We start from the raw sequence: 10,588 nt of genomic DNA, 5'->3' as shown, positions 1-10,588 counted from the left end.
TCTGATAAATTGTTAAAGAGCAGTGCAACGCGGCTTTCGCTCACCGTTGCGAGGTCCCGTATAATACGTTTTCCTCATTCAGAGTCAAGCGTTTATTTTCGCTTTTCTCTGCCGGCGTTCATCGCTGAACCCCGCTCACCCGGCGGCCTGTAAGCCGTTGTTCCGTGTCAGTGGAGGCGCATTATAGGGAGTTATTCTGAAGTGACAAGAGGAAATTTAAAAAAAGTTTTCGACCGTGTTTTTTTTCACCAATAGCGGTGAATCCAAGCTACAAATTGTTCTATTTGATGTATCTGCAACCACATTCACACTTCAGATGGCATAATTACCGGCATGAATAATTAAGGAATAAGAACGATGCCCTTAAGCGCACAGCAGCTGGCAGCACAAAAAAACTTATCGTATGTGCTGGCTGAAAAGCTGGCTCAGCTGATCTTAGCGGGCAAATATGCCCCTGGCTGCATCCTGCCGGGTGAAATGGAGCTGGGCGAACAGTTTGGCGTAAGCCGAACCGCCGTTCGCGAAGCGGTGAAAACGTTAACCGCAAAAGGAATGGTTCTCCCCCGTCCGCGAATCGGCACGCGCGTTATGCCTCAGAGTAACTGGAACTTCCTCGATCAAGAGCTTCTGTCATGGTGGATGACGGAAGACAATTTCCACCAGGTCGTGGATCATTTTCTGGTGATGCGCAGCAGCCTTGAGCCTCAGGCCTGTTTTCTTGCCGCCACGCTCGGCACTGCGGAGCAAAAAGCGCAGCTCAATACCTTAATGGAAGAGATGGTCTTCCTTAAAAAGCACTTCAATCGCGAGCGCTGGGTAGAAGTCGATATGGCCTGGCATGAACATATTTACGCGATGAGCGCTAATCCTTTCCTGACCTCCTTTGCCTCATTATTCCACTCGGTGTACCACACCTACTTCACCTCGATTACTCAAAACGAAGTGGTGAAGCTCGATATGCATCAGGCCATTGTCGATGCCATTCAGGATAGCGAGGGGCCACGCGCCCTGAGCGCATGTCAAACGTTACTCGCCGCACCAGACCACCAGCAGGTAAATAAATGACAGAGAAAAAAGCGCGCAGTATGGCCGGGCTGCCGTGGATTGCAGCCATGGCGTTCTTTATGCAAGCGCTGGATGCCACCATCCTTAATACCGCGCTCCCCGCCATTGCGCAAAGCCTTAACCGCTCTCCGCTGGCGATGCAGTCTGCCATCATTAGCTATACCTTAACCGTCGCCATGCTGATCCCGGTCAGCGGATGGCTGGCCGATCGCTTCGGTACCCGTAAAGTGTTCATGCTGGCGGTAACGCTGTTCACGCTCGGCTCTCTGGCCTGCGCGCTCTCCACCTCATTGACGGAGCTGGTTATCTTTCGCGTCCTTCAGGGGATAGGCGGGGCGATGATGATGCCCGTGGCGCGTCTGGCATTGCTACGCGCTTATCCGCGCAGCGAACTGCTGCCGGTCCTTAACTTCGTGACCATGCCGGGGCTGGTCGGCCCCATCCTGGGTCCGGTACTCGGCGGTGTGCTTGTCACCTGGGCGAGCTGGCACTGGATCTTCCTGATTAACATTCCGATTGGCGTGGCCGGCCTGCTGTATGCCCGAAAATACATGCCGAACTTCACCACGCCACGGCGCAGCTTCGACATGGGCGGTTTTTTCCTGTTTGGCCTGAGCCTGGTACTGTTCTCAAGCGGGATGGAACTGTTTGGCGAGAAAATCGTCGCGACATGGCTGGCACTGTCCGTCATCCTCAGCGGTATTCTGCTGTTCCTTCTTTATATACGTCATGCCCGTCGTCACCCGACGCCGCTGATCTCTCTGTCCCTCTTTAATACCCGCACCTTCTCGGTCGGCGTCGCAGGGAATATTGCCTCACGTCTGGGCACTGGATGCGTTCCGTTTTTAATGCCGCTGATGCTGCAGGTCGGTTTTGGCTACCCGGCGCTGATCGCCGGATGCATGATGGCTCCCACCGCGATGGGCTCGATTCTGGCGAAATCGACCGTCACGCAGGTGCTGCGCTGGTTTGGCTATCGTAAGACACTGGTTGGGGTGACGGTGTTTATCGGGCTGATGATTGCGCAGTTCTCGCTGCAATCCGCCGCGCTGCCGGTCTGGATGCTGATCCTGCCGCTCTTTGTACTGGGAATGGCGATGTCGACGCAGTTCACCTCAATGAACACCATTACCCTTGCGGATCTGACTGACGAGAACGCGAGCAGCGGCAACAGCGTGCTGGCGGTGACCCAACAGCTGTCGATAAGCCTGGGGGTGGCCGTAAGTGCAGCCGTGCTGCGGTTTTATGAAGGCTTCGACGGCAGCAACACGGTGGAACAGTTCCACTATACCTTTATCACCATGGGCGCACTTACCGTCGTTTCGGCGCTGGTCTTTATGCTGCTAAAACCCAAAGATGGCCGCAACCTGATTAAAGAGCGCCACAAAACGAAGGCTAAACCGAACCGCGTTCCATCAGAACAGGAGTAAGCTGCAGGCGTTGCTGCTGCAGCGTGGGCTGCGCCATACGGTGGATTAAGACATCGATGGCCAGCTCGCCCAGCTCATCCTTTGGCTGATGAATCGTGGTCAGCGGCGGCGTCATGTAGCGCGCCAGTTCGATGTCATCGTAGCCAACGATCGCCATATCGTCCGGCACGCGCAATCCTGCCTGATAAAGCGCCTGATAGGCACCAAACGCCATCGCATCGTTACCGATAAATACCGCCTGCGGGCGCTCCGCTTGTGCCAGCAGCGTTTGCATTGCCTCGAAGCCGCCATTAAATTCGAAATCACCGGTGATCCGGTAGCCATCGGGTATGGCAAGCCCCGCCCGCTCCATTGCCGCGAGATACCCTTCCAGACGCAAACGCGCCGGGGTTTTATCCAGCGGACCGGTAATGCAGGCGATGCGGGTATAGCCTTTGTTGATCAGATGCTGAGTGGCCATATCGCCCCCCAGCAGGGAGTTATCCTGGATCAGATCGCTGGTGCCGTCGAACGGTGCCCAGTCCATCATCACCGTGGGAATGGACGGATAACGCTGGATAATCTCTTTCGACGGCTGGTGCGTCTCGGTGCACAGCAGCAGTAGCCCGTCGACGCGTTTTTGCATCAACGTCTCCAGGTTACGGTTCATGCGCTGCTCGTCGCCTTCGGTATTGCACAGCACCAGGCTGTAGCCGCGTTCGAAGCAGCTGCGTTCAACGCCGCGCACGAGCTCAGAATAGAAAGGGTTGGTACTGGCCGTGATCAGCATACCAATAGTGCGCGTCTGGTTGAGCTTGAGGCTGCGCGCCAGCGCCGAGGGCGCATAGTTGAGATCTTTTACCGCCGCTTCGACTTTTTCCCGAATCGCCTCGCTGACGAAGCGATCGTTATTAATAACGTGGGAGACCGTCGACGTAGAAACGCCCGCCATGCGGGCGACATCTTTCATTGTGGCCAAGCGTTACCCCTGCTGACTTAAGAATTCATCGATCTCTTTGCGCCATGGAACGGAAGGCTGAGCGCCTTTACGCGTTACCGCGATGGCCGCAGCAGCATGCGCAAAACGAATCGCGTCATCCATTTGCGTGCCTTCCAGCAGCGCGGTTACCAGCGCACCGTTGAAGGTGTCTCCCGCCGCGATGGTATCAATCGCTTTAACCTTAAAGCCCGGCACGCGGCGGCCTTCGCCGTTTACGCTTGCCCACACGCCGCGGCTGCCAAGGGTGATAATGACGGTACCAATGCCTTTATCATGCAGCGCTTTTGCTGCGCGCGCCGCATCATTATCATTTTCAACGCGAATGCCGGTCAACTTTTCCGCTTCCGTTTCGTTGGGGGTGATGATATCCACCAGCGCCAGCAGTTCGTCTGATAATACACGGGCAGGCGCAGGGTTGAGTACGACAGAGGTATGATTTTCATGCGCAATTTTGGCCGCAGCCATTACGCTTTCTACCGGCGATTCAAGCTGCATCAGCAGCGCGTCGGCACTGGCGATCCGCTCCCGCTGCGCGTCCACCCGCTCAGGGGTCAGCGCGGCGTTAGCCCCTGCATGAATACCGATAACATTCTCCCCTTCCGCGTTAACGAAAATCAGCGCCACGCCGGTGGATTCCCCTTCAACGACGCTCACCGGTGCAATGTCGATGTTATCGCTTGCCAGCTGATGGCGTACGCGCTCGCCGGTGTCGTCATCGCCCGTGCAGGCAATAAAGGCGATATGCGCCCCGCTGCGTCCGGCGGCGACCGCCTGGTTTGCGCCTTTACCGCCGAACGCCACCTGGTACTGATTGCCGGTGACGGTTTCGCCCGGTGTCGGGAAAGATTCAAGGTTAAGAATGTGATCGGCATTGATACTGCCAAGGACGACGAGGTTGCCTGCGGTTTTCATGGTTGAGCTGTCCATCTGAGAGCGCCACCGGTGTGACCCGGTGGCGTATGCCACACTTTTCTTTTATTTGGTGTCCCTCAGGCAGCCAGCGACTGCCTGAATCGCCTTTTACTGCTTGATGACCAGCTTCAGGTCAACAGGATATTTGGCCTGAACTTTTTCGCCCTTCAGCACTTTATCAGCAGTCTGAACGCCAGTGGCGCCAATCTGCTCTGGCAGCTGAGCGATGGTCGCAGCCAGTTTGCCATCATTTACTGCTTTTTCACCATCCGGCGTGCCGTCAAATCCGACGACCATCACATCTGATTTACCTGCGGTCTGCAGCGCACGCAGCGCGCCCAGCGCCATTTCGTCGTTCTGAGCGAATACGGCCTGCACGTCAGGATGCGCGGTCAGCAGGTTCTGCATCACGTTCAGACCTTTCGTGCGGTCGAAGTCAGCAGGCTGGCTCGCCAGGACGTTAAATTTGTGCGCAGCGACGGCCTGCTGGAAGCCTTCGCCACGTTCACGCGCCGCAGACGTCCCCGCGATGCCCTGCAGTTCAATGACTTTCGCGCCATCACCGGCTTTCTTCGCGATGTAGTCACCGGCGATTTTACCGCCCAGCACGTTATCGGAAGCAATGTGGCTGACCACGTCACCTTTGGAAGCCTGACGGTCCAGAGTGATCACCGGAATGTTCGCCTGGTTAGCCATCTTCACGGCGTTGCCTACGGCGTCAGAATCGGTTGGGTTGATCAGCAGGATTTTGGTGCCACGCACGGTCAGGTCCTGAACGTTTGCCAGCTCTTTCGCCGGGTTGTTCTGTGAATCCAGCACCACCAGGTTGTAGCCCAGCTTGTCGGCTTCTTTCTGCGCGCCGTCCTTAAGAGAGACGAAGAACGGGTTATTCAGCGTGGAGATAACCAGCGCAATGGTGTCTTTCGCCATCGCGTTAGCACTTACGGTTGCGCTCAGCGCGACTGCAGAAACCAGGGTAGCCAGTTTTTTCATGTTCATATCTAAGATGTCCTGTAGTGTCGTCAGTTACTGTTTTTTGTTGTCTACCAGTACCGCCAGCAAAATCACCACTGCTTTGACGATCATCTGGTAATAGGAGGAAACACCTAATAAATTCAAACCATTATTCAGGAAACCGAGGATAAGCGCGCCGATCAATGTCCCAACAATGCGACCTTTCCCGCCCGCAAGGCTCGTTCCGCCCAGCACCACTGCCGCGATAGCATCCAGCTCATAACCCGTCCCCGCCGTCGGTTGAGCGGAAGAGAGGCGCGCCACTTCGATGATCCCCGCCAGAGAGGCCAGCAGGCCGCACAGGGAGTAGACGATAATTTTCACTTTATTGACGCTGATGCCGGACAGGCGCGTTGCCGCTTCGTTACCGCCCAGCGCATAGATATAACGGCCCAGGCGGGTGTGATGCAGCATGTACCACGCCGCCAGGAAAACGATGCCCATGATCCAGACCGGCGTCGGAATGCCCAGCGGGCGACCAATACCGAACCAGCCAAACAGATCGGCATTATCCGTAAAGCCGGTATTCACCGGGCTGCCGTTGGTGTAAACCATCGTGACGCCGCGCAGCAGCAGCATCATAACCAGCGTGGCGATAAATGCCTGAACGCGGCCTTTCGCCACGATCACACCGGTTACCGCGCCAATCGCCGCACCCGCAGCCAGTGCGGCAGCCACGGCCACCAGCGCGTTGACTTCAATCCCGACAATCGACGCGGCAATCGCCCCGGTGAGTGCCAGCAGGGAACCGACGGACAGGTCGATACCCGAGGTCAAAATCACCAGCGTCATCCCTACCGCCATGATGGCGTTTACGGAAGTCTGCTGAAGAATGTTGAACAGGTTATTAACGGTAAAAAAGTTCGGGCTCATGGTGGAGACAATGGCGATCAGCACCAGCAGGGCAATCAGCGATTTTTGTTCCAGCAGCCATGCCTTAGTGAAATAGCGGCGACCAGAAACGGCCTGGGTAGTCATCTTCTTACTCCTGATTCACGCGATTAAGCTTGCCCACAGCGGCAGCCATCAGAACTTCCTGGGTGGCCTGCTCGCGAGTGAATTCACCGCCGAGATGCCCTTCATGCATAACGATAATGCGATCGCTCATGCCTAAGACTTCTGGCATCTCGGAAGAGACCAGAATGATGCTCAGGCCGTCGGCTTTGAACTGGTTAATCAGCTGGTAGATCTCTTTCTTCGCGCCCACGTCTACGCCGCGGGTAGGCTCATCGAGGATCAGCACTTTCGGGCGCGTCATCAGCCCGCGGGCAATCGCCACCTTCTGCTGATTCCCGCCGGACAACAGGCCAATAGCCTGCTCCATCGACGGAGTTTTGACGTTAAACAGGCGGATAAAATCGCTCACCGCCTGCTGCTCGTCTTTGTGTTTGAGGCTGCCACCGCTGTGGCTGAAATAGCGCAGCGCGGTCAGCGACATATTTTCTTTCACCGACATACCCAGCACTAAGCCGTCGCGCTTGCGGTCTTCGGAGATATAAACGATGCCGTTCGCCAGGCCATCCTGCGGAGAACGTGTCACCACTTCCCGTCCGTCGAGGGTTACGTAACCGCTGGTACGCGGCAGCGCGCCGTAGAGCACTTTCATCAGCTCGGTACGGCCCGCCCCCATCAGGCCCGCCACGCCCAGGATCTCGCCCTGACGCAGGGTAAAGGAGACGTCGTTCACGCCTGGTCCGCAGAGGTTGTCCACCTTCAGGCGGATCTCACCCGGCAGTTTGTCGAGATGCGGGTACTGATCTTCAAGCTTGCGGCCCACCATCATTTCGATCAGAGAATCTTCGGTCAGCGTGGCCACTTCCCGCTCGGCAATAAACTGCCCGTCACGGAAGACGGTCACGTCATCGCAAACCTCGAAGATCTCTTTCATGCGGTGGGAGATATAAACAATGCCGCGCCCCTGCGATTTTAGCTCTCGGATGACGCGGAACAAGGAGTCGGTTTCGGTATCGGTCAGGGCATCGGTGGGTTCATCCATAATGATGACCTTCGACTCAAAGCTGAGTACTTTGGCGATTTCCACCATCTGCTGATCGCCAATGGAGAGGTCGCCCACCTGGCGGTCGCTCTTAAAGCGCAGGTTCAGCTTCGCCAGCAGCTTGTCCGCCTCGGCATACATGGTTTTCCAGTCGATTTTGCCGAACCGGTTAACAAACTCGCGGCCAAGGAAGATGTTCTCCGCAATGGTCAGCTGCGGGATCAGGTTCAGCTCCTGATGGATAATGCCGATGCCCGCCTCCTGAGAGGATTTCGGGCCGGTGAACGTGGTCTCTTTACCCAGCCAGACCAGCGAGCCGGCATCACGTTGGTAGATACCAGTCAGCACTTTCATCATGGTGGATTTGCCAGCACCGTTCTCGCCCACCAGCGCCATCACGCGCCCGGGGTAAACGTTCAGTGCCGCACCGGAGAGGGCTTTTACGCCCGGGAACGATTTATCGATCCCTTTGAGTTGCAGTAATGCGTCCATGATGGCCTCAGAACGTGACGCCAGCACAGAGAATGATATTCGCATACGGGGAACACTCCCCGCTGCGAATCACCGCCTGACTGTCTGCGGTTTGTTGTTTGAACTGCTCGTGTGTTGTGTAACGAATTTCTATGGTGTTTCCCTGGTGCTGTTGCAGTTGCTCAAGATGGCTGAGCAACGTTTCGTGGAGTTGCGGATTATGGTGTTTAATTTCCGTCGCGAGAATGGCCGTCTCAACCTGCATCTCCGACGTCACCACATCCAGTACCTGCATAAACGAGGGCACGCCCTGCGTTAACGCCATATCAATACGGGTAGTGCTGCGCGGAACCGGTAAGCCTGCATCGCAAACCACCAGCGTATCGGTATGCCCAAGACGGGAAATAACCGACGAGATTTCTGAGTTGAGTACAGCGCCTTTCTTCATTTTCTTGCTCCACTAGCGAAACGTTTCGCTCTCATGAGTTTAATCCGAAGTGTGCTCAGAAAACCATCATGAGGTAACAGAATTGTGATCGACGTCGAAACGTTTCGCTAAGTGAAATGCTGAAAGAAAAAAAGCCCGGCGGCGCTTCGCTAGCACGGGCCTACAGGTTTAGTAGGTCGGGTAAGCGAAGCGCCGCCGGGCATTGCTGCGAGGATTAAATCTCGACCTGGGTTCCCAGCTCAATCACGCGGTTAGGCGGGATCTCAAACTGGTCAGGCGCGCGCAGGGCGTTACGCTGCAGGATGAGGTACAGCTTGCCGCGCAGGCGCAGATACCACGGACGTTTGCCGATAATCAGCGACTCGTGCGACATAAAGAACGATGTCTCCATCATGCGGCAGCTCAGCCCTTCCAGACCGCAGCGGTGGAATACCTCTTCCACGTTCGGTGTTTCGCGCCAGCCGTAGCTGGCCACCACGCGCCAGAAGGTAGGCGACAGCTGCTCGATCTGCACACGACGCACGTTATGAACGTACGGTGCATCTTCGGTACGCAGCGTCAGCAGGATCACCCGCTCGTGCAGCACTTTGTTGTGCTTAAGGTTATGCATCAGCGCAAACGGGATGACGTTCAGCGCGCGCGACATATACACCGCCGTACCCGGCACGCGCACCGGCGGGGATTTCTCCAGCGAGGCTATCATCGCTTCCAGAGAGTTACCGTGTTCATGCATACGGCGCAGCAGGCGGAAGCGCTCGCTTTTCCACGTCGTCATCACGATAAACATCACCAGACCGAGCGTCAGCGGCAGCCAGCCGCCGGAAACGATCTTATCGAGGTTCGCCGAAAACAGCGGCACGTCGATACAGAGGAAGCCAATCAGGATCAGCGCCACAAGGAACTTGTTCCAGTGCCAGTTGCGGTACGCCACCGTGGTGGAGAGAATCGACGTCAGCACCATCGTCCCCGTTACGGCGATACCGTACGCCGCCGCCAGGTTGCTGGAGTGCTCGAAGCTGACGATAACAATCACCACCGCGAAGTAGAGCAGCCAGTTGATAAACGGAATGTAGATCTGCCCCGACTCCATTTCTGAGGTGTGGATAATGCGCATAGGGGAGAGATAGCCCAGGCGTACCGCCTGGCGGGTCAGGGAGAACACGCCAGAGATAACCGCCTGCGAGGCGATAACCGTCGCCAGGGTCGCGAGGATCAGCATCGGCACCAGCGCCCAGTCAGGGGCCAGCAGGAAGAACGGGTTTTTAATCGCTTCAGGATGTTCAAGCAGCAGCGCGCCCTGGCCGAAGTAGTTCAGCACCAGCGACGGCAGCACCACGGTGAACCACGCCACGCGGATAGGCAGTTTGCCAAAGTGGCCCATATCCGCATACAGCGCTTCCACGCCGGTAATAGAGAGCACCACAGCGCCCAACGCAACGAAAGAGACGACCTTATATTCCATGAAGAAATGCACGGCCCACATCGGGTTCAGCGCGTGCAGAACGTCCGGGTTAGAGATTATGCTGCGTAAGCCCAGCGCGGCCAGAATCAGGAACCATGCCAGCATAATCGGCGCGAAGAGCTTGCCCACCAGCCCGGTACCGTGTTTTTGAATGGCGAAAAGCAGCGTCAGCACGATGATGGCAAGCGGAACGACCCATGAATCAAGCTGAGGAGCGACGATCTCCAGCCCTTCTATCGCCGACATCACCGAAATGGCGGGGGTAATCACGACCTCGCCATAAAAGAAGCTGCCGCCAATCAGGCCAATAATCACCAGCACCGACGTCATTCTGGGGGACGTGTTGCGCCCGGCAAGGGACATCAGGGTCAGAATACCGCCTTCACCCGCGTTATCTGCGCGCATAACGAAAGAGAGATACTTAACGGATACCACCAGGATCAGCAGCCAGAAGATGAGTGACAGGAAACCAAAGACGGCTTCGCGCTCCACACCAAAACCAAACTGACCGGACAAACATTCACGAAGCGTATAGAGCGGGCTGGTGCCAATATCACCATAGACAACCCCGATCGCCGCAAGCGTTATTGCGGGTAATGATTGCTTTTTATCAGTGCTCATAGACTAGTCTTTTCGTTTATATAACAAATGTGTGCTTAGTCCCTTGGCCCACAAAAAGCGCACAGTATGCACGATTCATTGAAAAATCGTACCCCTAAATACAACCGCGTTAATGTAGCGCAAAGAAAATTGCGCCGCACTTCAGTCTATTACCAGCCATGACTGAAACGTCTATACTCGCTTCAATTAG

At 56.1% G+C, this 10,588-nt stretch carries 9 protein-coding genes; 2 read left to right on the top strand and 7 right to left on the bottom strand.

The window, feature by feature from the left end; genetic code table 11:
* Positions 1-357 precede the first annotated feature (357 nt).
* Both QLG21_RS15550 and mdtD read left to right on the top strand, forming a co-directional pair.
* A complete protein-coding gene (locus QLG21_RS15550) occupies positions 358-1,065 on the top strand; it encodes a FadR/GntR family transcriptional regulator (protein WP_282484757.1) in 708 nt (235 codons plus the stop codon).
* The gene (gene mdtD, locus QLG21_RS15545) at positions 1,062-2,495 is read left to right on the top strand and encodes a multidrug transporter subunit MdtD (RefSeq protein WP_006177537.1); all 1,434 of its coding nucleotides are present in this window, start codon (positions 1,062-1,064) and stop codon (positions 2,493-2,495) included. The genes QLG21_RS15550 and mdtD overlap by 4 nt, the downstream gene beginning before the upstream one ends.
* On the opposite strand, the gene rbsR is transcribed toward mdtD, so the two are convergent.
* The 7 genes from rbsR to kup all read right to left on the bottom strand — a co-directional run bounded on the left by rbsR (position 2,461) and on the right by kup (position 10,398).
* On the bottom strand, positions 2,461-3,453 hold the full coding sequence (gene rbsR, locus QLG21_RS15540; protein WP_072208944.1) for a ribose operon transcriptional repressor RbsR: 993 nt from the start codon (positions 3,451-3,453) through the stop codon (positions 2,461-2,463). The genes mdtD and rbsR overlap by 35 nt on opposite strands.
* 3 nt (positions 3,454-3,456) lie before the next feature.
* Positions 3,457-4,386: a ribokinase gene (gene rbsK, locus QLG21_RS15535; protein ID WP_101738627.1), complete on the bottom strand. Its 930-nt coding sequence runs from the start codon at positions 4,384-4,386 to the stop codon at positions 3,457-3,459.
* A gap of 108 nt (positions 4,387-4,494) precedes the next feature.
* Positions 4,495-5,385 (bottom strand): ribose ABC transporter substrate-binding protein RbsB, encoded by an 891-nt coding sequence (rbsB, locus tag QLG21_RS15530; RefSeq protein ID WP_006177540.1) that lies wholly within the window; start codon positions 5,383-5,385, stop codon positions 4,495-4,497.
* Positions 5,386-5,412: 27 nt separating this feature from the next.
* Complete coding sequence (gene rbsC / locus QLG21_RS15525) at positions 5,413-6,378, bottom strand: ribose ABC transporter permease (RefSeq protein WP_006177541.1); 966 nt, start codon at positions 6,376-6,378, stop codon at positions 5,413-5,415.
* Positions 6,379-6,382: 4 nt separating this feature from the next.
* Positions 6,383-7,888, bottom strand: coding sequence for a ribose ABC transporter ATP-binding protein RbsA (gene rbsA / locus QLG21_RS15520; protein WP_282484758.1), 1,506 nt, complete (start codon positions 7,886-7,888; stop codon positions 6,383-6,385).
* Between the two features lie 7 nt (positions 7,889-7,895).
* Complete coding sequence (gene rbsD, locus QLG21_RS15515; protein ID WP_006177543.1) at positions 7,896-8,315, bottom strand: D-ribose pyranase; 420 nt, start codon at positions 8,313-8,315, stop codon at positions 7,896-7,898.
* 214 nt (positions 8,316-8,529) lie between these two features.
* Positions 8,530-10,398 (bottom strand): low affinity potassium transporter Kup, encoded by a 1,869-nt coding sequence (gene kup / locus QLG21_RS15510; RefSeq protein WP_088208918.1) that lies wholly within the window; start codon positions 10,396-10,398, stop codon positions 8,530-8,532.
* Positions 10,399-10,588 lie beyond the last annotated feature (190 nt).

This window comes from Enterobacter sp. V87_3 (assembly GCF_029967835.1).
Lineage (GTDB): Bacteria > Pseudomonadota > Gammaproteobacteria > Enterobacterales > Enterobacteriaceae > Enterobacter > Enterobacter cancerogenus.
Note: the sequence above shows the minus strand (reverse complement) of the source record. Positions and strands in the feature narration are given on the sequence as shown.

Coding starts and splice junctions, on each gene's coding strand:
- rbsC (WP_006177541.1), bottom strand. CDS start 6,378: ATGACTACCCAGGCCGTTTCTGGTCGCCGCTATTTCACTAAGGCATGG.
- mdtD (WP_006177537.1), top strand. CDS start 1,062: ATGACAGAGAAAAAAGCGCGCAGTATGGCCGGGCTGCCGTGGATTGCA.
- rbsA (WP_282484758.1), bottom strand. CDS start 7,888: ATGGACGCATTACTGCAACTCAAAGGGATCGATAAATCGTTCCCGGGC.
- rbsB (WP_006177540.1), bottom strand. CDS start 5,385: ATGAACATGAAAAAACTGGCTACCCTGGTTTCTGCAGTCGCGCTGAGC.
- rbsD (WP_006177543.1), bottom strand. CDS start 8,315: ATGAAGAAAGGCGCTGTACTCAACTCAGAAATCTCGTCGGTTATTTCC.
- QLG21_RS15550 (WP_282484757.1), top strand. CDS start 358: ATGCCCTTAAGCGCACAGCAGCTGGCAGCACAAAAAAACTTATCGTAT.
- kup (WP_088208918.1), bottom strand. CDS start 10,398: ATGAGCACTGATAAAAAGCAATCATTACCCGCAATAACGCTTGCGGCG.
- rbsK (WP_101738627.1), bottom strand. CDS start 4,386: ATGAAAACCGCAGGCAACCTCGTCGTCCTTGGCAGTATCAATGCCGAT.